We start from the raw sequence: 22,945 nt of genomic DNA on the forward strand, positions 1-22,945 counted from the left end.
GCTACACAGTCCAATGTGGGAGCGGGCTTGCTCGCGAAGCTTTTAAACGGTCTTGGCCATCCGGCTGGCGATCAGTGCCCAGCCAAACAACAACACACAGACAATGATCAGTGGCCACGAACGCCATTCCAGGTAAGGCGTCAGGTTGTGCATCGGCACCACTTCACCGTACAGGATGCCGCGTTCGAACTGCGGGATCTGATCGGTAATCTGACCGAACGGGTTGATCAGGCCGGACACGCCGTTGTTGGTGGCGCGGATCATCCAGCGCCCGGCTTCCAGGGCACGCATCTGTGCCATCTGCAGGTGTTGCAGCGGACCGATGGAGGTGCCGAACCAGGTGTCGTTGCTGATGGTCAGCAGCAGGTCGCTGCGGGCGGCAAGGCTGGCGGCGAACTCCGGGTAAACCACTTCATAGCAGATGTACGGCGCGATCTGATAACCCTTGGCTTGCAGCAAAGGCTGGTCGGCCGGACCGCGAGCGAAGTCCGACATCGGCAGGTCGAAGAAGGCGATCAGTCCGCGCAGCATGTCCTGCAAGGGGACATATTCACCAAACGGCACCAGTTTTTGCTTCAGGTAAGTGCCGTCGCCTTCACCGGTAACGGTGATGGCATTGAAGAAACGCTTTTCGTGGCGTACCTCCATGCGGACCGGGACACCGGTAATCAACGCCGATTTACGTTCGGCGGCGAAGCTGCCCATCATGTTCAGGTAGCCCTCGGCGGACTCCTTGAGCACCGGGACCGCCGTTTCCGGCCAGATGAGTAGGTCGACACGTTTGGAGCTGAAGCTCATGTCGCGGTACAGCGCCAGTTGCGCGTTGAGCTGCGCCGGATCCCACTTCATGCTTTGTTCGATGTTGCCCTGAATGGCGGCGACGCTCAGTGGCGGGCCCGAAGGGCTAGTCCAGGCGTGGTGCTTGAGCGCCATGCCGGCCAGCCACGGACCGACCAGCAGCAACACGCCGGCAGCGATGAAGCCTTTGTGCCCCGTACGAACCAGGCGCATGCCGTTGTAGATCAACGCAGCTGTCAGGGCCAGGGTAAAGGAAATCAGCCACATCCCGCCGATGGGGGCGAGCCCGGCCAGCGGGCCATCAAGCTGGCTGTAACCGGAGTACAGCCACGGGAAACCCGTCAGGAACCAGCCACGGAAGGCTTCCTGGCCGACCCACAGCGCCGCGAAGGCCAGGGCGTCGGCCAGCGGCGCCTCATTGCGGCGCAGCCAGCGCGCCCAAATCCAGGCGGGCAGGGCAAAGAACCAGGCAATCGCCGCCGTGAAGAGCAGCATCAGGAACCCGGCCAGCAATACCGAAGCGCCACCGAAGTGGTGGATGCTGTAGTAGATCCAGCTGGTGCCAGCACCGAACAGGCCGAAACCGAAGCACCAGCCACGACCCAATGCCTGACGTGGGCTCAGTTCGCGCAGGCCGGCATAGAACAGCCCGACGGCGAGCAGTGCCAGTGGCCAGATATCGAACGGCGCCAGGGCCAGTGTGGTGATTGCACCGGCCGCCACGGCCAGCAGGTTACCGGGCCAGCCGGGGCGGGTTGTCCAGCGCATTTCAATCCTTAGCGAGCAATGGGCGTCAGGCGAAGCAAGTGAATCCGACGGCTGTCGGCGTTCAGGATGCGGAAGCGGTACGGGCCGATTTCAGTGATTTCGTTACGTTTTGGCAAATGTCCGAACGCGCTCATCACCAGGCCGCCAACGGTGTCGAATTCATCGTCGGAGAACTCGCTGTCGAAAAACTCGTTGAAGTTCTCGATCGGTGTCAGGGCCTTGATCAGGAAATCACCGCTGGGCAGCGGCTTGATGTAGCTGTCTTCTTCGACATCGTGTTCGTCTTCGATGTCGCCGACGATCTGTTCCAGCACGTCCTCGATGGTCACCAGGCCTGCCACGCCGCCGTACTCGTCGATGACGATGGCCATGTGGTTGTGGTTGGCGCGAAACTCTCGCAGCAGCACGTTAAGGCGCTTGGATTCGGGCACGAAGGTGGCCGGGCGCAGCAGGTCCTTGATGTTGAAGCTGTCGCCGTTCTCCTTGAGGATCAACGGCAGCAAATCCTTGGCCAGCAACACGCCCATCACGTCATCGTGGCTTTCGCCGATGACCGGGTAGCGGGAGTGGGCCGATTCAACCACGGCAGGCAGGAACTCGCGGGGTGTCTGGTTCGCCTTGATGCTGACCATTTGCGAGCGCGGGACCATGATGTCCCGGACCTGCAAGTCAGCCACCTGGATGGCGCCTTCGACAATGGCCAGCGCTTCGCTGTCCAGCAGTTTGTTCTGGTGTGCATCGCGCAGCAGCTCCAGCAGCTCCTGGCGGTTTTTCGGCTCGTGGGCAAAAGCCTGGGTGAGCTTACCCAGCCATGACTTCTGCCCGTTGCTCGATCGATCTTCGCTCATAGCGATTACTCTGAATCCTTTGTTGTTTCGGTAGGGGATAAATCGGTTTCGTCGTCCGCGTACGGATCGGGAATGCCCAGCTCTGCAAGCAACGTTCGTTCCAGTGCTTCCATCTCTTCGGCTTCGTCGTCATCAATATGGTCGTAACCAAGCAGATGCAGGCAGCCGTGAATCACCAGATGCGCCCAATGGGCCTTGAGCTCCTTGCCCTGTTCAGCGGCCTCGCGCTCGACCACGGCCACGCAGATCACCAGGTCGCCCAGCAGCGGGATGTCGAGGAACTCATCCGGCACATCGGCCGGGAATGACAAGACGTTAGTTGCGTAATCCTTTTGCCGCCAGGTGTGGTTCAACTCGCGACCTTCGGCTTCGTCGACCAGGCGAATGGTCATCTCCGAGTCGGCGGTGCGCTGGCGCAAAGCCAGTTCGCACCACTGGCGAAACTCGGCTTCGCTGGGGGCGGGGGCTTCGGTGGCGATTTGCAGGTCAAGCTCAAGCATCGCGGCGGCTATCCTTGGCGGCAGCATCATCGGCCGCTTTGGTTTCGAAGCGCTCGTAGGCTTCGACAATCCGTTGCACCAGCGGATGGCGCACGACGTCCTTGGGCTGGAAATGGGTGAAGCTGATTCCCGGCACGTCCTTGAGCACTTCAATCACATGGTGCAGGCCGGACTTGGTGCCGCGTGGCAGGTCGACCTGGGTGATGTCCCCGGTGATGACGGCCGTGGAGCCAAAGCCGATCCGGGTCAGGAACATCTTCATTTGCTCGACCGTGGTGTTCTGGCTTTCGTCGAGAATGATGAAGCTGTTGTTCAGCGTACGGCCGCGCATGTAGGCCAGCGGCGCGACTTCGATCACCTGGCGCTCGATCAGCTTGGCGACGTATTCGAAACCGAGCATTTCGTAGAGTGCGTCGTAGAGCGGGCGCAGATACGGGTCGATTTTTTGCGACAGGTCGCCGGGCAGGAAACCGAGTTTTTCACCCGCTTCGACCGCCGGGCGAACCAGCAGGATGCGGCGGATCTGCTCGCGCTCCAGTGCATCCACCGCGCAGGCAACGGCCAGATAGGTCTTGCCGGTACCGGCCGGGCCGATGCCGAAGTTGATGTCGTTGCCGAGGATCTCCTTCACATAGCGCAGCTGATTCAAGCCGCGAGGGCGAATCATGCCTTTCTTGGTGCGCAGGGCGACGGACGGTTCCGCAGGGGAGTGGTTGTCGAGCTGTTCGACGGCGGATTCCTGCAGGAACAGGTGCACCATATCCGGCGACAGCTCGGTACCCTTGGTTTCCCGGTACAGGCGGCGCAGGAGGTTTTCCGCGGAGGTGGTGTGTTTGGGTTCGCCGATCAGTTCGAACTGGTTTCCGCGATTGCGGATCTCGATGGTCAGGCGCTGCTCGATCAAGCGCAAATGCTCGTCGAATTGCCCGCACAGATTGGCGAAGCGGCGAGCTTCAAAAGGCTCGAGGATGAAACGATGTGGTTCTATGGGTGCGTTCAAGGTCGTATTTAGCCGCCCTGGGGCAATTGAGATGAAATCAAGGATAACGCCAGTGGGCTGGGTGCGAAAGCTCTTAAATTTTGCAATCTGATCCCCGCGCCTGGTGCGGTCTTTGTGGGAGCGGGCTTGCTCGCGAAAGCGGTGTGTCTGTTACCTATTTATTGACTGACACTCCCTATTCGCGAGCAAGCCCGCTCCCACATTGATCTGTGGCGATTATTGGATCAGCGAACCCCGCAGCGAGTGCGGCTGCGCGGCATCGATGTGCACATCCGCGAACTGGCCGATCAGGGTCGGATTGTCGCAGCGGAAGTTGACGATACGGTTATTCTCGGTCCGGCCTTGCAACTCGCCCGGGTCTTTTTTCGAGTAATCGGTCACCAGGATCCGCTGGATCGAACCGACCATTTGTCGGCTGATCTCGAAACCTTGCTGGTTCAGGCGATGTTGCAGGGCATTCAGACGCTCTTTTTTCAACTCCTCCGGTGTGTCATCGGCCAGGTCGGCAGCCGGCGTACCCGGGCGCTGGCTGTAGACGAACGAATAGGAAAAGTCGAAACCGACGTCGGCAATCAGCTTCATGGTTTGCTCGAAGTCTTTCTCGGTCTCGCCCGGGAAGCCGACGATGAAGTCCGAGCTGATGCAGATTCCCGGCACGGCGGCGCGCAGCTTGCGCAGTTTGGATTTGTATTCCAGCGCGGTGTGGTTGCGCTTCATCGCGGCGAGGATGCGGTCCGAGCCCGACTGCACCGGCAGGTGCAGGTGCTTGACCAGCTCCGGCACGTCGGCGTGGGCCTGGATCAGGCTGTCGGAGAACTCCAGCGGATGCGACGTGGTGTAACGGATGCGGTCGATGCCATCGACTGCGGCGACCACGCGGATCAGCTCGGCCAGATCCGCCAGGCGCCCGTCATGGGTGAGGCCGCGATAGCCGTTGACGTTCTGCCCCAGCAGCGTCACTTCCCGCACGCCGTTTTCGGCCAGGTGAATGATCTCGGCAATCACGTCGTCGAACGGCCGGCTGACCTCTTCGCCACGGGTGTAGGGCACCACGCAGAACGTGCAGTACTTGCTGCAACCTTCCATCACCGACACGTAAGCGCTCGGGCCGTCGATGCGCGGCTCGGGCAAATGGTCGAACTTTTCGATTTCCGGGAACGAGACGTCGACTTGCGGCAGCTTGCTGATGCGCGCGGCGTCGATCATTTCCGGCAGGCGGTGCAGGGTCTGCGGGCCGAAGACCACGTCGACGTACGGTGCGCGATCGCGGATGGCCGCGCCTTCCTGGCTGGCCACGCAGCCGCCGACGGCGATCACCATGTCCGGGTTGGCCAGTTTCAGTTCGCGCCAACGACCGAGCTGGGAATAGACCCGGTCCTGTGCACGTTCGCGGATCGAGCAGGTGTTGAGCAGGATCACGTCGGCGTCTTCAGCGCGGGCGGTGACTTCCAGGGCCTGATGTTCGCCCAGCAGATCGACCATGCGCGAGCTGTCGTACTCGTTCATCTGGCAACCGTGGGTTTCGATGTAAAGCTTCTTGGCCATGGAAAGAGTCATCACCTGATTCAAAGAACCGCGCATTATAGGGAACATGGCCCGTGGTTCCTACCGTTGCGCGTCCGACGGCTGTGCTATAGTTTGCGCCCTCATTTTTACCCCGATGTGTTACCCGCCCACCATGACCAAACGTGAAGCTCCAATCTACAAGGTGATTTTCCTCAACCAGGGCCAGGTGTTCGAAATGTACGCCAAGCAGATCTATCAAAGTGATCTGTGGGGCTTTCTGGAAGTGGAAGAGTTCGTCTTTGGCGAGCGCACGCAAGTGGTCGTCGATCCGAGCGAAGAAAAGCTCAAGGCTCAGTTCGAAGGCGTGGTGCGCAGTTTTGTGCCGATGCATTCGATCGTGCGTATCGACGAAGTCGAGCGTCTGGGCACACCGAAAATCAGCGAAGCCCGTGGCGCGGTCGGCAATGTCATGCCGTTCCCGATGCCGATGCCTGAGAAGTAAGGCTCAAGACCGAGTCGCCCCCTTCGCGAGCAAGCCCGCTCCTGCATTTGATTTGCGTCGTGCACAAATCAAATGCAGGAGCGGGCTTGCTCGCGAAGGGGTCAGAAAGGTCGACGCAGAAATCAGGGCAGCGGCGAGAAAGGCGTACGCCCATCGGCGCTCTGCAATTCCATCAGGTATTTACGGAAGATTTGCCCAAGCACCTGAGTGGCGACTTCCAGCTCTTCGCGGGGCATCTTTTCGGTGACTTCGTCGGCGGTGTCCAGTGCATCCTCGGCACCGTTGACCGCGGCCATCTTCAGCAGGATGTACGCCTGAACGTTATTGGCCGGCACGCCTTCGCCATGAAAGAACATGGTGCCGAGCTTGAATTGCGCCTGGGCGTGGCCTTGCAGTGAGGCTTTTTCGAAATAGCTCAGGGCTTTATTGAGGTCGCGCGGCGCGTTTCTGCCTTCATAGTAGAACTCACCCAACTCGTATTGCGCTTGCGCATCCCCTTCATCCGACGCCTTCTGGCAGGCGGCGAGCGCTTGCTCCAGGTCTTGCGGCTGGGTATTGAGGGTGCAGCGACCCATCGCTGGGATTAACAACGAGTTGCCGCCTGCTTGTGCTTGCGCGAGCAGGGGCTGAAGAAGCAACAGGCAGCCCAGAGCAAGGGTGCGGCCGGTGCGGTTCATGGGAATCGACTTACCTCTGAAGGGCGCGCGGACCCATCGAGGGGATCCAATAAGCGCGCATTATGAAATAAGCAGGGCCAACCTTACAAAGTCTTTACTCGTTTTTCTGCTGCACGGGAAATATATCGCCCACTTTGCGGGGGATTATCGGCAGGTGAGTAGGAAAAAGCGCGGGCGTGTAGGTGAAAGCTGACGCTGGCGATGGCCAGCGTCAGCGTTATAGCGTTATTTCAAGGCAGCGAAGGCACGCTCGGCGGCGTCCAGGGTGAGTTTCAGTTCGGCTTCGCCGTGAGCGATCGAAGTGAAACCGGCTTCGAAGGCACTCGGTGCCAGGTACACGCCACCTTCCAGCATCAGGTGGAAAAAGCGGCCGAACAGGGCCGCGTCGCTGGCCATCACGTCATCGAAGGTAACGATGTCGTCGGCACCGCTGAAGTACAGGCCGAACATGCCGCCGGCCTGAGTGGTCACGAACGGAATGCCGGCCGCATCGGCGCGCTGTTGCAGGCCGTCGAGCAGGCGAGTGGTGTAGTCGGTCAGCTCGGCGTGGAAGCCCGGGCGGCTGATCAGGCGCAGGGTGGTCAGGCCGGCGGCCATCGCCAGCGGGTTGCCGGACAGCGTACCGGCCTGGTACACCGGGCCCAGCGGGGCGATGCGCGACATGATTTCGCGCTTGCCGCCGAAGCAGCCGACCGGCATGCCGCCGCCGATGATCTTGCCGAAGGTGGTCAGGTCCGGGGTCACGCCGTAGTACGCCTGGGCACCGCCCAGGGCGACACGGAAACCGGTCATCACTTCGTCGAAAATCAGCACTACGCCGTGCTTGTCGCACAGGGTCCGCAGGCCTTCGAGGAAGCCCGGAGCAGGCGGTACGCAGTTCATGTTGCCGGCCACTGGCTCGACGATGATGCAGGCCACGTCCTGGCCAACTTCGGCCAACATGCTCTCAACGGCATCGATGTCGTTGAACGGCAGGGTCAGGGTGTGCTTGGCGAACGCTGCCGGTACACCGGCCGAACTTGGTACGCCTTGGGTCAGTGCGCCGGAGCCGGCCTTGACCAGCAGGCTGTCGGAGTGACCGTGGTAGCAGCCTTCGAACTTGATGATGCTGTCGCGGCCGGTGAAACCACGGGCCAGACGGATGGCGCTCATGGTCGCCTCGGTGCCGGAACTGACCATGCGCACCATTTCCATCGACGGCACGAGCGAGCAGACCAGATCAGCCATCTGAGTTTCCATCTCGGTCGGGGCACCGTAGGACAGTCCGTGCTCAAGCTGTTTGCGCACGGCGTCCAGCACGTCCGGGTGGCTGTGGCCGAGGATCATCGGGCCCCAGGAGCCGACGTAATCCACATAGCGCTTGTCGTCTTCGTCAGTGACGTAGGCACCTTCGGCGTGCTTGAAGAACAACGGCGTGCCGCCGACGCTCTTGAACGCGCGAACCGGCGAGTTCACGCCACCGGGAATGTGTTTCTGGGCATTGGCAAACAGCGTTTCGGAACGAGACATGATAGGGCTCTCAGACTTTTAGTAATTCATTGAATGCGCGGGCGCGGCGGGTTACTTCAGCCGTGCTCTCGGCGCCAAACAGGCCATGCACCACCGCCAGCAGATCGACGCCGTGGGCCACCAGCGGCGCGGCGTTTTCCAGGGTGATGCCGCCGATCGCGCAGATCGGCAGGTGCAATGTGCGGCGAGCCTGGTCCAGCAGGTCGAGGCTGCAGGTCGGGGCGCCGGGTTTGGTGTTGGAATTGAAGAAGCGGCCGAACGCGACGTAGCTGGCGCCTTCTTTGACGGCCTGTTCGGCGAGGTCGAGTTGCGCATGGCAGGTCGAACCGATGATTGCATCGCGACCCAGCAGGGCGCGGGTCGGAGACAATGGACCATCAGTTTGACCCAAGTGCACGCCGACATTCAGGCGTGCGGCCAGCTCAGCGTCATCATTGATGATCAACCGGGTGTTGTAGCGTTCGCACAAATCACGCAAGGCTTCGGCTTCACGCAGACGTCTGGCCTCGTCGCTGCTCTTGTCGCGGTATTGCAGCAAGGTGACGCCGCCTTCCAGCGCCGCCTCCACGTACTTGAGCAACTTGCCGTCCAGCAAATGGCTGTCGGTAATGGCGTACAGGCCACGTAGTTTCATCGGTCAAGCCTCACCGCATTACAAATGGAAGTTACGAACAGAAATCCAGTGGCAAACGGCGCGGCACGAACTGGCCTTTGCCCAACTGCTCGGCGTCGCGCAGGGTGCGCCACGTGTAGTTAAGCGCGGTCTGCACGGCGCCGGCGAGGTTTTCACCCTGGGCCAGACGACCGGCCAGGGCACTGGCCAGGGTGCAACCGGAACCGTGATAACTGCCGGGCAAGCGCTGGCAGGTGTAGGTTTCGCGCAAGCCATCGCGGCTGTACAGGCGATTGTGGATTTCGGTTTCGTCACCATGGCCGCCGGTGATCAGCAGGTGTTTGACGAACGGCAGGAGTTTTTCGGCGCACTCGTCCGCGGTGCCTTCGGGCAGTTCGGCGAGGATTCGGGCTTCGGGAAGGTTAGGGGTCGCAATGATCGACAAGGGCAGCAGGCGTTCGCGCATGGCGTAGCCGACTTCGTCCTTGCCCAGGCGTCCGCCGCCGCCGGCGCGCAGCACCGGGTCGCAGACCACCGGCAAGTGTGGGTGCGCCGAAAGCAGTTCGACCACGGTGTCGACCATTTCCAGGGAACCGAGCATGCCCAGTTTGACGGCCGCGACTTCGGAGTCGTTGAGCACGGCATTGGCCTGGGCCAGTACCCACTCACGGTCGAGGACGCGGAAATCAGTGACATTGACGGTGTCTTGCACGGTCAGGGCGGTGACGGCCGGAGCCGCATGGCAACCCTGAGCGAGCAGGGCTTCGATATCTGCCTGCAAGCCGGCGCCACCACTTGGGTCGTGGCCGGAGAGACAGAGGACAACGGGGCGAGAGCTGTAGATATTCATGGTGCGCGAGCTTACCACCAAACAACGTTTTTCGGGTGTAGCGACAGCCAGTCCGGCTGTTCCCTCGCCACGGTGACTCATCAGCCACAAAATGTCTTCTGGTAGCTGCTCTGGAACGCCCGTTCTAGAGCCTTTGTAGGAAAAATTTCAATGGTGTTTAGTGGCCATCAACGGCTATGCTAGAGTGGATCCAAACCAATAACAGGTGATACCGGTTTTACGTCTGCTCAAAAGGAATGGGGGGCTTCCTGACAGAACCGGACAGGCCACGCTGGGGCTTCAATGCACTATTTGCTGATGTTGCTGTTGTGTTTGCCCCTCCTGGCAAACGCCGTCGAGTTCGATGAGTTCACTCAAAGCCTCCCCTTGGGCCGAACCCTGCAGGTCTACGAGGACGCAGGTGGTCAGGCGACCATCGCCGATATCCGTGCGCAAGCGGCGGCCGGCAACTTCAAACCGCACCACAAGGACACGCTCAACGCCGGGTATTCGCGTTCGGTGTTCTGGCTGAAAATCGACCTGCATTACCGTCCGGCCAATCCGGCGGCGCAACGGACCTGGCTGCTGGAGCTGGCCTATCCGCCCCTCGATCATCTCGATCTCTATTTGCCTGATGCGGCTGGCAACTATCAGTTGCTCAGGCAGACCGGCGATGCCTTGCCGTTCGCCAGCCGCGAGGTTCGTCAGAACAACTATTTGTTCGATCTGACGTTCAAGCCTGACCAGGCCGAAACCCTGTTCTTGCGACTGCAAAGTGAAGGCTCGATCCAGGCACCGGTAATCTTGTGGTCGAGCACGGCCTACCTCGAAGAGCAGCCCGTGCGCCTCTACGTACTGGGGTTGATCTACGGCGTGCTGTTGGGGATGCTGGTCTACAACCTGTTCATCTACCTCAGCGTGCGCGACACGAGTTACCTCTACTACATCTTCTATATCGCCTCGTTCGGCTTGTATCAGCTGTCGGTAAACGGGGCGGCCGTGCAGTATTTCTGGCCGGACAACCCCTGGTGGGCCAACGCCGCGACGCCGTTTTTCATCGGCTGCGCAGGGCTGTTCGGCAGTCAATTCGCCCGCCGTTTCCTGCAAATGGCGACCCACAGTCGCTGGCTCGACCGTTTGTTGCTGGCGTTGGTTGTCTTTAGTGCGCTGGTCGTAGGCTTGTCGTTGATGACCAGTTACGCCCTGGCCTTGCGCCTGGCCACGGCGCTGGCGCTGACGTTCACCGTGGTGATTTTTGCCGCCGGGATCTTCGCCTGGCTGCGGGGCCTGCGCGTCGCGCGGTATTTCATAATTGCCTGGTCGGCGTTTTTGCTCGGCGGCATCGTCAATACACTGATGGTGCTGGGGTACCTGCCGAACGTGTTCCTGACCATGTATTCCAGCCAGATCGGCTCGGCCATCGAAGTGGCGTTGCTGTCCCTGGCGCTGGCCGACCGCATCAACGACATGCGCGAGCAGCAGGCGCAAACCCTGTTCGACGCCAGCCAGAAGCTTGAGGTTCTCAACCAGCAACTGGCTCGCAGTAACAAGCTCAAGGACGAATTCCTTGCCACCCTGACCCATGAACTGCGCACACCGATGAACGGTGTGATCGGTTCGCTGGAACTGATGCAGACGGTCGAAATGGACCCTGAGCTGGAGCAGTATCAGCAGACGGCTTCGGGCTCGGCGCGGGACATGATGCGCATGGTCAACGGCATCCTCACCCTCACCGAATTGCAGGCCGGCAAACTCAAGGCCTCGGCCGACACCTTCAGCTTGCGCGGCATGGTCGAGGCACTGCACACCCAGTTCGAAGGCAATGCATCGGGCAAGTCGCTGGACTTCAAGGTCGATGTCGCGCCAGGTGTGCCGGATCGCTTGTACGGCGACAACGTCAAGATCGCCCAGTGCCTGGAATGTCTGCTGGATAACGCCATCAAGTTCACCCGGGTCGGCGGTCTGGCCTTGCGGGTGACCGGCAAGGCCGTTGAGCCCGACCGGCTGGCATTGACCTTTGCGGTGATCGACACGGGCATTGGCTTCACCGATTTGGGGGAGGCCACGATGTATCAGCGGTTCTTCCAGCTTGATGGCTCGATGACCCGTGAATACGGTGGCCTGGGTGTTGGTCTGGCGATTTGCCGACAGTTGGTCGAATTGCTGGGTGGACGCCTGACTCATCGCACCGAGCCTGGGCGCGGCAGCCGGTTTCAGCTTGATGTGGAAGTCGGGCTGCCGGTGGTCGAGCGCCCGGTGACGCCGTTGATGACCCGCGACTTTTCGCGCCTGCGCTTGCCTCAGGATTGTGCCGTGCTGTTGGTGGATGACAACGGCGTCAGCCAGTTGGTGATGCGCGGCATGTTGCTCAAGCTGGGGTTTCGCGTGCGTACGGCCGACAGTGCCGATGTTGCGCTCGATCTCTTGCAGCGCGAAGTGTTTGACGCGGTGCTGCTCGATTGTCAGGTGCCGCTTCAGGACGGTGGGTCGGTGTGCTGCCAGATCCGTGCGTTGCCGGGTTATGCCGAACTGCCGCTGTTCATGATCGCCCTGGGCGGTGACCGTGAGCGCTGCCCGACCGGCGCAGTGATTGATCACTTGAGCAAGCCGGTAAAATTCGAGGACTTGCAGGCCGCGCTCTACCGCCGTGTGCTTTGCCCGCAACAGGGCGAAAGTGCCGACAGTTAGGCGGATATGACACTTTGAACGGTCGAGGGGCGGTGCTTAACTGAAGTCCCTTGGCCGACCAAAGGAGCCCAGTCATGAACCTGCATCAGTTCGCCGAAACCCACGAAGTCACCAATCAGCCACCGTCCCTGGACGGCGCCAACCTGTACCGCATCGACTTGCCGTTGCAGGAATGGTCGCGGCGCTTCGGGGCCGGTTGGGCCGAAGCGCAGATCGACGCCTACGGCGCGCTGGCCGGTGGCCCGTTGATGGAAGCCGGGTTCCTGGCCAATCAGAACAAGCCGGTATTCAACAGCCATGACCGCTTCGGTCATCGCATCGATCTGGTGGAGTTTCATCCGGCCTATCACCAATTGATGCGCACGGCGGTCGAGCATGGCCTGACCTCGCTGCCCTGGGCGCACCCGCAGGACGGAGCCCATGTCGCCCGCGCTTGCATGTCGTATCTGCACAGCCAGGCAGAAGCCGGCAGTGGTTGCCCGTTGACCATGACCTTCGCCAGCGTTCCGGCCATGCGTCTGCAACCGGACCTGGCCGAAAAGTGGCTACCGAAAATCCTCGCCACCGAATACGACCCGCGCAACGTCGGCGTGGCCCACAAGGCCGGGGTCACCATCGGCATGGCCATGACCGAGAAGCAGGGCGGCACCGATGTGCGGGCCAATACCACCAAGGCGTATCCGGTCGGTGCCAGTGGTCCGGGCCAGGCTTATGAGTTGGTGGGGCACAAGTGGTTTTGCTCGGCGCCAATGTGCGACGCCTTCCTGACCCTGGCGCAGACCGACAAGGGCCTGACCTGTTTCCTGTTGCCGCGCCATCGTCCGGACGACACGCGCAATCAGTTCTATATCCAGCGCCTGAAGAACAAGCTCGGCAATTGCTCCAACGCTTCCAGCGAAGTGGAGTTCCGTGGCGCACTGGCGTGGATGATCGGTGAAGAGGGCCGTGGCGTTCCGACGATCATCGAGATGGTCGCCATGACCCGCTTCGATTGCATGGTCGGTTCCAGTGCGCTGATGCGTCAGGCGCTGACTCAGGCCAGCCATCACTGCGCTCACCGTTCGGTTGGCGGCAAACTGCTCAGCGAGCAGCCATTGATGCAGAACGTGCTGGCGGATCTGGCGCTGGAAAGCGAAGCCGCCCTGGCCTTGAGCCTGCGCATGGGGCGGGCGCTGGATCATCTGGACGATTCGCAGGAAGCCAGATTCGCCCGACTGGTGACGGCCGTGGGCAAGTACTGGATCTGCAAGCGGGCGCCGGCCATGATCAACGAAGCGGCCGAATGCATGGGCGGCGCGGGTTATGTCGAAGACAGCATCCTGCCGCGGCTGTACCGCGAGGCGCCGGTGAATTCGACGTGGGAGGGTTCTGGCAACGTGCAGTGCCTTGACGTGCTGCGTGCCCTGTCGAAAGAACCGGGTGTGCTCGACGCGCTGTTCAGCGAGTTGGGCGATGGCCATGGCGACAAGCGCCTGGCGGCGCACATCCATCAGTTGCAGGCGGCGTTCAAGGACACCAGTGACATTCAGTACCGCGCCCGGCAGTTGACCGAGGACATTGCGCTGGGGTTGCAGGCCAAATTGTTGCTGGAAGCCGGGAACGAGGTGGTCAGTGATGCCTTCATTGCCAGTCGTCTGGATGGCGGCGGCAGAGTGTACGGCGCGTTACCACGAGGCCTGGACGTGGAAGCGATTGTCGCCCGTTCGACTCCGCAGGGCTTCTGATCACCATCGGGCCTCATGTGGGAGCGGGCTTGCTCGCGAATGCGGTTTCACATTCAACATTGATGCGGCTGACAGACCGCTTTCGCGAGCAAGCCCGCTCCCACAGATGTTCTCTATGCACATCGCCAACATGCCACTGTTCCCGTGAAGCGACGATGCAGGCAAGATGAAGGTCTGCAAGTCAGAACACAGGATGCTGATCGTGACCGAAGCTTTTATTGTCGTTCAAACCGCCGAGCAAGCCGTGGATCGGCTTGCACTCTTGCACAATCGTGCAACCACCGCGCTGAGTCAGGCGCTCAAGCGTTACCTCAAGGACCGTGTCGAACCGGACGCCGAGCAGCGGGCGCTGTTCCGTTATCCCGAGCTGCGCCTGACCTACCATTGCCAGGGCGAAGTCCCGCAGACCACCCGTGCCTATGCCAAGGTCCAGCTGCCAGGCACCTACAGCGTCACCGTCACCCATCCATCGGCTTTCCGTAAATACCTGCTGGAACAGCTGGTGCCGCTGATGCACGACTTCACCGTGACCGTGGAAGTCGGGGTCAGCGAGCAGAACATCCCGTATCCGTATGTGGTCGAGCAGGGCGATGAGCTGGCGGGTTCCGGCGTCACCGCTGCCGTGCTGGCGCGGGTGTTCCCGAGTACCGACCTGTCGGCCGCGACCGATGGCATTGCCGACGGTTTGTACGACTGGGAAAACACCGATCCGCTGCCACTGGCCCTGTTCGATGCCGCACGGGTGGATTTCTCCCTGCGTCGACTGGTGCATTACACCGGCAGTGACTGGCGGCATGTGCAGCCGTGGATTCTGCTGACCAACTATCACCGCTATGTCGACCAGTTCATCGTCCATGGCCTGGAACAACTGCGTAAAGACCCGCGCTTCGTGCGCATGGTACTGCCGGGTAACGTGATCATCGAAAAGAGCATGGATCACGGCGAAGCCTCGGCGATTGCCGCCGGCGTGGTCTGGCACCGTTATCAGATGCCGGCCTATCACCTGATCGCCAGTGACGGCCACGGTGTGACCCTGGTCAACATTGGCGTCGGCCCATCCAACGCCAAGAACATCACCGACCACCTGGCCGTTCTGCGCCCGCATTGCTGGCTGATGATCGGTCACTGCGGCGGCCTGCGTCAGTCGCAAACCATCGGCGACTACGTGCTGGCTCACGCCTACATGCGCCGCGACGGGATTCTCGACCGGGTGGTGCCGCCGAACATTCCGATTCCGGCCCTGGCCGAAGTGCAGCTGGCGCTTCAGCAAGCGGCAGCGAACATTACCGGCGAGAAGGGCGACGAACTGAAGAAGCGCCTGCGCACCGGAACGGTGCTGACCTACGACGACCGTAACTGGGAGCTGCGCTGGGCGCAGGAACGACCGCTGATCAACCTGTCCCGCGCCGTGGCGGTGGACATGGAAAGCGGCACCATCGCCGCCCAGGGTTATCGTTTGCGGGTGCCGTACGGCACGTTGTTGTGCGTATCGGACAAACCGCTGCACAGCGAAATCAAGTTACCGGGCTCGGCGAACGCCTTCTATGAGCGCGCGGTCAGCCAGCACTTGAAGATCGGTATCGAGGCGGTGGATCTGTTGCGTACCGAACTCAACTCACTGCACTCGCGCAAACTGCGCAGCTTCGACGAGCCGCCGTTCCGCTGATTTGTCGATGGTCATTTAGCGGTCGGGGCACTAGCATTGTCAGCCCTGACCGTTAGATGTTCACATTCACCATGTCCCGTCCGCCACGCCCCGTTTCTCGCCGCCCTGGCGCGAAGCCATCCCCATCGGCCCAGCGCCGTGTCGCCAAGGCGCCACCGGCCGAGCCAAAACTGATCCTGTTCAACAAGCCGTTCGATGTGCTGACGCAATTCAGTGACGGCGAAGGGCGCGCGACCCTCAAGGATTACATCGATGTACCGGGCATCTATCCGGCCGGCCGGCTGGACCGCGACAGCGAAGGCTTGTTGCTGCTGACCAATGACGGCCAGCTTCAGGCGCGGATCGCCGACCCGAAACACAAACTGGCCAAGACCTATTGGGTACAGGTCGAGGGAGAGCCGGACGCCGGGCAATTGCAGCGCTTGCGTGACGGGGTTCAATTGAATGACGGCATGACCTTGCCCGCCGAGGCGCGACAACTGGACGAGCCCGATCTGTGGCCGCGCAATCCGCCGGTGCGTTTTCGTAAAAGCGTGCCGACCAGTTGGCTGGAGTTGGTGATTCGCGAAGGGCGCAACCGGCAGGTTCGGCGCATGACGGCTGCGGTCGGATTGCCGACGTTGCGCCTGGTACGGGTCAGAATCGGTGACTGGACGATCGAAGGGCTCGATCAGGGGCAGTGGAAAGAAGTGCCGGCGCGCTTATAAAGTGCCGGACTCGATCAGGCCGATCACCACACTTTTGATCACGAAGGCAGCAACACCCAGGCCCAGCACGAAGAACAGGATGAACGAGCCAAAGCGCCCGGCCTTGGACTTCTTCGCCAGATCCCAGACGATGAAACCCATGAAAATGATCAGGATCGTGACCAGTCCGGTCATCATCCACTCTTCGAATACTGCAGGATCCATCGAACATCTCCGGCACAGGCGAGGCTAAAAGGGCGCGGCGAGTATACGCCGCACTGGCTTCGCGCAGTATTGACCTGCGTCGGTGTGTCGCAGTCATTCGTCGCCTGTGCCGGCCTCTTCGCGAGCAAGCCCGCTCCCACAGGGGATTGCATTCCAATGTGGGAGCGAGCTTGCTCGCGATGGCGTCCTCAGCTACGCAGATGAGTCAAAGGCAGTTCGGTGCTATTCAAAACCTGATTCAGCACAAAACTCGAGCGCACGCTGGTCACCCCTTCAATCCGGGTCAGATGCCCCAGCAGCAGTTTCTGGTAGTGATCCATGTCCGGCACCACGACCTTGAGTTGATAGTCGGCATCCATCCCGGTCACCAGGCTGCATTCGAGCACCTGGGGCAAGGTGCGGATGGCTGCTTCGAAGTTTTCGAAACGCTCCGGCGTGTGACGGTCCATGCCGATCAGTACATAGGCCGTCAGGCTCAGGCCGAGCATTTTGCGGTCGAGCAGGGCGACCTGACGGGAAATGTAGCCGTCGTCTTCCAGTTGCTTGACCCGCCGCGAGCACGGCGAAGGCGACAGGCCGATGCGCTCGGCCAGCTCTTGGTTGGAGATGCGTGCGTCGCGTTGCAATTCCGCCAGAATACTCAGGTCGTATCGGTCGAGCTTGCTCATCAAACGGTCCTTTGTCGTAACTATTGCTGAGGATTATGTATCTTGGGTTAAAAATTGCGCAAGTGATGTTTAATCAAGCAATCTTCGCAATCCTCTGCTGACGCTCCCGGCCTATTCTTATCACCAGAATCACTGCTCGGACAAACAGTCCAGTGCGGCTCGCCCAATCAGGCCCGCCGCGGTCGCCACCCCCACCGGGGATGTGCCGGCCCCCGAGCTGCACACTGTCCAGAAGACGGCGTGAGGTGAGCCGACGCCAAAAGCGTCGAGCCAGGACGAAGTTCTCCAAGGGGAGGCCGACGGGTCTCCCCTTTTTCTTGCGCACAATTTACTGCCGTGAATTGACGCCCGGCCCTCAATAAATAAGTTGCGTGACTGATAACCTCTAGCAGAACCGGCCCGTGCTTTCCCAGTCTTATGTACAGGCCCTAACCCGCAATGAGGAAAAGCATGAAAGCGCGCATCTGGCGTTTGGCCGGTGTTGGTTTGCTGTGTGTCAGTGTCACTGCGCAAACGATGGCCGATGAGCCGCAAAACCATGGCCGTGATGGCGGGCAGCACGGCCAGGAAGGGCATCAGGGTGGTAATCAGGGCCATGGTGGCAACGACCAGCCGCGTCCGCAAAACAGCCAGCCGCAGAACCAGCCCCGTGCGCAGAACAACGACAATCGTCAGTCCGAGCGCAACGGCCAGAATCAACATCAGGACAATGCCCAGTGGCAGAAACATCCGGCACCGGATTTCAACAGCCCGGTTCGCTCGCCGCCGCCACCACCGCAGTTGCCGGCCAATGACTTTCCGATCCAGCCCCGCCCCGACACCGTGCGCCAGACCCAGCAGCCGCAGCGTGGTTACTACCAGGACCAGCCGCACCGCAACGATTACAACCAGCGCTGGGGCGGCTACATGGGTGCACCGACCAATTACAATACCTGGCAGGGTCGCCCTGACGGGCGCAGTAACGGCTGGGGACCCGGGCCAAGGAATCGCCCTGGCCAGGTGATCGACCGCTTCCCCGAGCGTAATTACCGCGTGCCTTACCGTGGCATGGATTATTACTATTCCGGCGGTTACTGGTATCGCCCGCTTGGCCCGCGCTATGAGGTGGTGCAGCCACCGCGCGGGATTCGTGTTCGCTACCTGCCCGATTATGCCCAGCAGGTGTGGATCGCCGGGACGCTGTTTTTCCTTGCGGCCGGTTCATATTACGCCTACCAGGAAAGCACTCAGGATTACGAGGTGGTCGAGCCGCCGATTGGCCAGGCGCAATCGCAACCAACAGCCGCCAGCAATAGTTATGACGTGGAGGCGTATCCGGCCAACGGCCAGTCGCCGGAGCAGGTCAGCCGGGATGGCTACGAGTGTTATCAATACGCGGTACAGCAGAGTGGTTTCGATCCACGAACCGCCACCTACCAGCCAGACCCGTCGGTGGTGCAAGCCTACCGACAGGCCCAGGGCAGTTGCCTGAGCAGTCGCGGTTATCAGGTCAATTACTGAGCCCGGGCGGCTTTCACCACTTCCTTCGGGTCGGCGTGCACCAGCACCTCGGCTCGCGGGTAAGCGCTGTGAATGGCCGCGGCCGCCTGATCGCTGATGCCGTGGGCGACTGACAGCGTCAGCTCCCCCGGCAACTCCAGATGCAACTGTACAAACCACTGGTTGCCGGAGATCCGTGTACGCAGGTCATGCGCACCCAACACGCCGGGTACGCTGCACGCCAGCTCCAGCATGTGCTGGCTGACATCCGGTGGCAGCTCTTCATCCATCAACACCGCAAAGCTCTCCCGGGCGATCTGCACCGCGCTCCACAAGATATAAACGGCGATTCCCAGGCCAAACCAGGCGTCGACCTGATGCCAGCCAAACCCGGCCAGTATCAGCGCCAGCAGAATGCTGCCGTTGAGCAACAGGTCCGAACGGTAATGCAGCGAGTCGGCCCGCACGGCGTTGGAGCCCGTGGCCTTGATCACCCGATGTTGCAGCATCAGCAAGGCCAGGGTCAGGGCGAGCGAGAACACAATTACACCGATACTGATCCAAGGCGCGCCGACCGGTTCGGGATGTTTCAGCCGATCGTAGGCCTGTAGCGCAATCAGTATCGCACTGCCGCCAATGAACAGTGCCTGGGCCATGCCCGCCAATGACTCGGCCTTGCCGTGCCCGTAGCGATGATCATCGTCGGCGGGGCGCAGGGCGTAATGCACCGCCAGCAGGTTGAGCAACGACGTGACGCCGTCGAGTGCCGAGTCGGTGAGCCCGGCGAGCATGCTCACCGAGCCGCTCAACCACCAGGCGATGGCTTTGGCGACGATCAATGTGCATGCCACCGCCACCGAGGCACGGGTCGCCAGCCGCAGCAGGTTGGCGTGTTCGGAGCTGGAGGTCATAGGGGCAATCGTTCCTTGAAGAGTCCTTTTGTGCGCAGGGATTACGCGGCCGGTTGCAGGCCGAACATCGCCAGTTGCTGGGCGCTGCCTTTGCTCTGGATCAGGCGTGGATCGTCCAGCGGGAAGCTGCGGCCCAGCTCGCTTTCCAGAATAGTCTGCAACTTGCGGTTATCGACTTTGCCGTCGGGGCCGATGGCGTCCTTGAGTTTTTGCGGGTCGACCTGCGCGGTCTTGCCCGGTTCGAAATAAATCGCGCCGGTGGCGAAGTCCACGGCAAACGCGATCAGGCCGGGGATGATGTAGAACAGCAGGCCAACGGCGTCGAGCGCGGCAATGGCCGGGTCGATCTTGCCTTCGATCTGGCCACGGCGATCGGGATAGAAGATCGAACCGCAGGCTGTCACTTGAGTCAGCAAGGTTGCGACCAGAACACCGCCAATCAGGCGAAAGGGAGCACGCATATGAAATCTCCTGGGTAATCTCGAAACGAAACGTCGTCTGTATGAATTAAGACCCTGACGAACGCCTTGCAGTTCGCCGTTATACTCGCGCTGGCAGGGCGTGCCCACAGTAAATTGCGGCCGCGTCTCACCCCTACAGAGATAGTTGAGGATGGACGTTGTTTTTTTCAGTTCAACAACGCGTAACGGCTGACAGTTGTAATCGGGGTTCGGCCCTCCGGGCTGAAGCTGTGGACGCGCCATGCTGCGTTGCGGAACTTGGTAAGGAAACGACCCTTACCTGCGTCCCGCGCCTTGCCTGGCACGCCCACAGCTTCAACGCGACTCGCAATTTACTGTGGGCACGCCCTGGGGAGCCAGCATGATTTCTTTGCCGATCGATGAAGTTTTACCCGCCCTGCGTGAAGCCCTCGCTACACGTCACGAAGCCGTGCTCGAAGCACCGCCCGGCGCCGGTAAGACCACCCGCGTGCCTTTGGCCTTGCTCAACGAGCCGTGGCTGGCCGGGCAGACCATCCTGATGCTCGAACCCCGCCGGTTGGCCGCGCGGGCAGCGGCGGAGCGACTGGCCAGTGAGCTGGGGGAGAAGGTCGGCGAAACCGTGGGTTATCGCATTCGGCTCGACAGCAAGGTCGGCCCCAATACCCGTATCGAAGTGGTCACCGAGGGTATCCTCACCCGGCGCCTGCAGGACGACCCGGCGCTGGAAGGCGTGGGCCTGCTGATCTTCGATGAGTTTCACGAGCGTAGTCTCGATGCCGATCTGGCTCTGGCCCTGAGCCTCAATGGCCGTGAACTGTTTCGTGATGACCAACCACTGAAAATCCTGCTGATGTCCGCGACTCTGGAAGGCGAGCGCCTCGCCGGGTTGCTCGACGATGCGCCAATCCTGCGCAGCGAAGGGCGCATGTTCCCGGTGGCAATGCGTTGGGGGCGGCCGTTCCAGGCCGGTGAATTCATCGAGCCGCGTCTGGTGCAGACCATCCTTGAAGCCTTGAACGACGAGACCGGCAGTGTGTTGGTGTTCCTGCCGGGGCAGGCGGAAATCCGGCGCGTGCATCAGCAACTGGCCGATGCGCTGGGCGATAACCCACAGGTTCTGTTGTGTCCGTTGCACGGTGAACTGGACCTGACGGCGCAACGGGCGGCAATCGATCCGGCACCGGCGGGCAAACGCAAAGTGGTACTGGCCACCAACATCGCCGAGACCAGCCTGACCATCAATGGCGTACGAGTGGTGATCGATGCCGGGCTGGCGCGGGTGCCGCGTTTCGACCCCGGCAGCGGCATGACCCGCCTCGACACCCAGCGCATTTCCAAGGCCAGTGCCACCCAGCGCGCGGGCCGGGCCGGGCGCCTGGAGCCCGGCGTGTGTTATCGCTTGTGGTCCCAGGATCAGCACGAGCAACTGGCGGCCTATGGCACCGCGGAAATCCTTTCGGCGGACCTCGCCGGGCTGGCCTTGCAACTGGGGCGCTGGGGCGTGACGCCCGGGCAACTGGTGTGGCTCGACGTACCGCCGGCCGCCGCTTATGCACAGGCCCAGGATCTGCTCGAACGCCTGGGCGCACTGGAGGGCGAAGCGCTGACCCGTCACGGTCAAGCCATGGCTGAACTGCCGGCGCATCCGCGCATCGCGCATTTGCTGTTGCGCGGCCAGGCGCTGGGGCTGGCGGACATGGCCTGCGACGTCGCGGCGCTGCTCGGTGAGCGCGATATCCTGCGCGGCGCCGGGGCGGACCTGCACAGCCGACTGGTGCTGCTGTCTGGCGAAGAACGTGCTGCACGCGGTGCCCAGGGCGGCGTGCAGCGCGCACGGCAACTGGCGCGGCAGTACCGTGGTTATCTGCGGGGTAAAGCATCGGAACCGGTCAGCGATCCCGAGCATCCGCGCTGGTTGGGTGCGCTACTGGCGCTGGCCTATCCCGACCGGGTCGCCCAACAACGCCGTGCCGGTGGTGCAGAGTATCGCCTGGCCAACGGTCGCGCAGCCTTGTTCGCCGAGGCGGACAGCCTGATGAAGCAAGCGTGGCTGGTGATCGCCGATCTGGGCAGTCGTCAGGGCCAGCGCGAAGAGCGGATTTATCTGGCGACGGACTTCGATCCGGCGTTGTTCGATTCGGTACTGGCCGAGCAGGTGCGCTGCGTCGATCAACTGGATTGGGATGAGCGTGAAGGCGTGCTGCGGGCCGAGCGTCAGCGTAAGGTTGGCGAGTTGATCCTCAGTCGTGAACCGCTCACCGGCCTCGACGAAAGCGCGCGCAGCCAGGCGCTGGTGAATCTGGTGCGGCGCAAGGGGCTGGAGCTGTTGCCGTGGACGCCGGAGCTGCGTCAGTGGCAGGCGCGGGTCGCGTTGTTGCGGCAACTGGACCTTGCCGGCAAGGGCGAGAGCGAGTGGCCGGATGTCAGCGACGGCGCGTTGCTCAAAAGCCTGGAGCACTGGCTGATGCCGTATCTGGGCAAGGTTTCCCGGCTCAGTCACTTCGCCAATCTGGACCTGTCGAGTATCGTCCATAATTTGCTGCCATGGCCGCTACCGCAGCGGCTGGACGAGCTGGCGCCGCATCATTTGAGCGTGCCGTCGGGGTCGTCGATTCGTCTGGACTACAGCGAACAGCCGCCGATTCTCGCGGTGCGTTTGCAGGAGCTGTTCGGCCTGGCCGAGACCCCGCGCATTGCCGGGGGCCGGCAAGTGGTCAAGCTGCATCTGTTGTCCCCGGCGCGGCGGCCAGTGCAGGTGACCCAGGATCTGGCCAACTTCTGGCGCAGCACCTACGCCGAGGTGAAGAAGGATTTGAAGGGGCGGTATCCGAAGCATTACTGGCCGGATGATCCGCTGGTGGCCGAAGCGACTGCGCGGATCAAACCGCGTAAATAATCGCTAAGG

The 22,945-nt window shown here is 61.6% G+C and carries 20 protein-coding genes; 7 read left to right on the forward strand and 13 right to left on the reverse strand.

All coding sequences use genetic code 11. The annotated features are described in order from the left end of the window. Window positions 1–42: 42 nt before the first annotated feature. The 5 genes from lnt to miaB all read right to left on the reverse strand — a co-directional run bounded on the left by lnt (window position 43) and on the right by miaB (window position 5,459). On the reverse strand, window positions 43–1,566 hold the full coding sequence (gene lnt, locus ACEN8Q_RS26750; protein ID WP_413703970.1) for an apolipoprotein N-acyltransferase: 1,524 nt from the start codon (window positions 1,564–1,566) through the stop codon (window positions 43–45). Window positions 1,567–1,574: 8 nt separating this feature from the next. Beyond that, on the reverse strand, window positions 1,575–2,414 hold the full coding sequence (locus ACEN8Q_RS26755) for an HlyC/CorC family transporter (RefSeq protein ID WP_413423645.1): 840 nt from the start codon (window positions 2,412–2,414) through the stop codon (window positions 1,575–1,577). Window positions 2,415–2,419: 5 nt separating this feature from the next. Beyond that, entirely contained in the window at window positions 2,420–2,914 is a 495-nt protein-coding gene (gene ybeY / locus ACEN8Q_RS26760; RefSeq protein WP_413423647.1) for an rRNA maturation RNase YbeY, read from the reverse strand. After that, window positions 2,907–3,914: a PhoH family protein gene (locus tag ACEN8Q_RS26765; protein ID WP_008022966.1), complete on the reverse strand. Its 1,008-nt coding sequence runs from the start codon at window positions 3,912–3,914 to the stop codon at window positions 2,907–2,909. The genes ybeY and ACEN8Q_RS26765 overlap by 8 nt, the downstream gene beginning before the upstream one ends. Before the next feature lie 216 nt (window positions 3,915–4,130). Further along, window positions 4,131–5,459 carry a tRNA (N6-isopentenyl adenosine(37)-C2)-methylthiotransferase MiaB gene (gene miaB / locus ACEN8Q_RS26770; protein ID WP_015096961.1) on the reverse strand — a complete coding sequence of 443 codons (1,329 nt, stop codon included), beginning with the start codon at window positions 5,457–5,459 and terminating at the stop codon, window positions 4,131–4,133. Between the two features lie 133 nt (window positions 5,460–5,592). Here miaB and ACEN8Q_RS26775 point away from each other — a divergent pair, with 133 nt between their 5' ends. Continuing rightward, window positions 5,593–5,922 (forward strand): DUF1820 family protein, encoded by a 330-nt coding sequence (locus tag ACEN8Q_RS26775; RefSeq protein WP_003185742.1) that lies wholly within the window; start codon window positions 5,593–5,595, stop codon window positions 5,920–5,922. A gap of 122 nt (window positions 5,923–6,044) precedes the next feature. Here ACEN8Q_RS26775 and ACEN8Q_RS26780 read toward each other — a convergent pair whose 3' ends face one another. The 4 genes from ACEN8Q_RS26780 to ACEN8Q_RS26795 all read right to left on the reverse strand — a co-directional run bounded on the left by ACEN8Q_RS26780 (window position 6,045) and on the right by ACEN8Q_RS26795 (window position 9,571). Further along, window positions 6,045–6,599, reverse strand: coding sequence for a tetratricopeptide repeat protein (locus tag ACEN8Q_RS26780; protein ID WP_111288078.1), 555 nt, complete (start codon window positions 6,597–6,599; stop codon window positions 6,045–6,047). A gap of 225 nt (window positions 6,600–6,824) precedes the next feature. Beyond that, window positions 6,825–8,108, reverse strand: coding sequence for a glutamate-1-semialdehyde 2,1-aminomutase (hemL, locus tag ACEN8Q_RS26785; RefSeq protein WP_111288076.1), 1,284 nt, complete (start codon window positions 8,106–8,108; stop codon window positions 6,825–6,827). Window positions 8,109–8,118: 10 nt separating this feature from the next. Beyond that, window positions 8,119–8,742, reverse strand: coding sequence for a thiamine phosphate synthase (gene thiE / locus ACEN8Q_RS26790; RefSeq protein ID WP_413424557.1), 624 nt, complete (start codon window positions 8,740–8,742; stop codon window positions 8,119–8,121). A gap of 31 nt (window positions 8,743–8,773) precedes the next feature. Continuing rightward, window positions 8,774–9,571 carry a hydroxymethylpyrimidine/phosphomethylpyrimidine kinase gene (locus ACEN8Q_RS26795; protein WP_413703971.1) on the reverse strand — a complete coding sequence of 266 codons (798 nt, stop codon included), beginning with the start codon at window positions 9,569–9,571 and terminating at the stop codon, window positions 8,774–8,776. Window positions 9,572–9,853: 282 nt separating this feature from the next. On the opposite strand from ACEN8Q_RS26795, the gene ACEN8Q_RS26800 reads away from it, so the two are divergent. From ACEN8Q_RS26800 to ACEN8Q_RS26815, 4 genes are all read left to right on the forward strand, one after another. Then, complete coding sequence (locus ACEN8Q_RS26800; protein WP_413703972.1) at window positions 9,854–12,238, forward strand: 7TM diverse intracellular signaling domain-containing protein; 2,385 nt, start codon at window positions 9,854–9,856, stop codon at window positions 12,236–12,238. A 74-nt stretch (window positions 12,239–12,312) separates the two neighbouring features. Further along, window positions 12,313–13,962 (forward strand): acyl-CoA dehydrogenase family protein, encoded by a 1,650-nt coding sequence (locus ACEN8Q_RS26805; RefSeq protein WP_413703973.1) that lies wholly within the window; start codon window positions 12,313–12,315, stop codon window positions 13,960–13,962. 166 nt (window positions 13,963–14,128) lie between these two features. After that, entirely contained in the window at window positions 14,129–15,628 is a 1,500-nt protein-coding gene (amn, locus tag ACEN8Q_RS26810; RefSeq protein WP_413424563.1) for an AMP nucleosidase, read from the forward strand. Window positions 15,629–15,699: 71 nt separating this feature from the next. Beyond that, window positions 15,700–16,335 (forward strand): pseudouridine synthase, encoded by a 636-nt coding sequence (locus ACEN8Q_RS26815; RefSeq protein ID WP_413424658.1) that lies wholly within the window; start codon window positions 15,700–15,702, stop codon window positions 16,333–16,335. On the opposite strand, the gene ACEN8Q_RS26820 is transcribed toward ACEN8Q_RS26815, so the two are convergent. Both ACEN8Q_RS26820 and ACEN8Q_RS26825 read right to left on the reverse strand, forming a co-directional pair. Then, entirely contained in the window at window positions 16,330–16,539 is a 210-nt protein-coding gene (locus ACEN8Q_RS26820) for a DUF2788 domain-containing protein (RefSeq protein WP_008022976.1), read from the reverse strand. The two genes, ACEN8Q_RS26815 and ACEN8Q_RS26820, sit on opposite strands and share 6 nt — an antisense overlap. A 188-nt stretch (window positions 16,540–16,727) precedes the next feature. Further along, entirely contained in the window at window positions 16,728–17,207 is a 480-nt protein-coding gene (locus ACEN8Q_RS26825; protein ID WP_007937367.1) for an Lrp/AsnC family transcriptional regulator, read from the reverse strand. A gap of 450 nt (window positions 17,208–17,657) precedes the next feature. Here ACEN8Q_RS26825 and ACEN8Q_RS26830 point away from each other — a divergent pair, with 450 nt between their 5' ends. Beyond that, complete coding sequence (locus ACEN8Q_RS26830) at window positions 17,658–18,707, forward strand: DUF6515 family protein (protein ID WP_413703974.1); 1,050 nt, start codon at window positions 17,658–17,660, stop codon at window positions 18,705–18,707. On the opposite strand, the gene ACEN8Q_RS26835 is transcribed toward ACEN8Q_RS26830, so the two are convergent. Together ACEN8Q_RS26835 and ACEN8Q_RS26840 are read right to left on the reverse strand one after the other, a co-directional pair. After that, window positions 18,701–19,597: a cation diffusion facilitator family transporter gene (locus tag ACEN8Q_RS26835; RefSeq protein WP_413424567.1), complete on the reverse strand. Its 897-nt coding sequence runs from the start codon at window positions 19,595–19,597 to the stop codon at window positions 18,701–18,703. The genes ACEN8Q_RS26830 and ACEN8Q_RS26835 overlap by 7 nt on opposite strands. Before the next feature lie 41 nt (window positions 19,598–19,638). Beyond that, window positions 19,639–20,058, reverse strand: coding sequence for a hypothetical protein (locus ACEN8Q_RS26840; protein WP_008022979.1), 420 nt, complete (start codon window positions 20,056–20,058; stop codon window positions 19,639–19,641). A 361-nt stretch (window positions 20,059–20,419) separates the two neighbouring features. On the opposite strand from ACEN8Q_RS26840, the gene hrpB reads away from it, so the two are divergent. After that, a complete protein-coding gene (gene hrpB, locus ACEN8Q_RS26845) occupies window positions 20,420–22,936 on the forward strand; it encodes an ATP-dependent helicase HrpB (RefSeq protein WP_413703975.1) in 2,517 nt (838 codons plus the stop codon). Window positions 22,937–22,945 lie beyond the last annotated feature (9 nt).

It is taken from the genome of Pseudomonas sp. Pseusp16, assembly GCF_047324915.1.
In the GTDB taxonomy this organism is placed as follows: domain Bacteria; phylum Pseudomonadota; class Gammaproteobacteria; order Pseudomonadales; family Pseudomonadaceae; genus Aquipseudomonas; species Aquipseudomonas fluorescens_CD.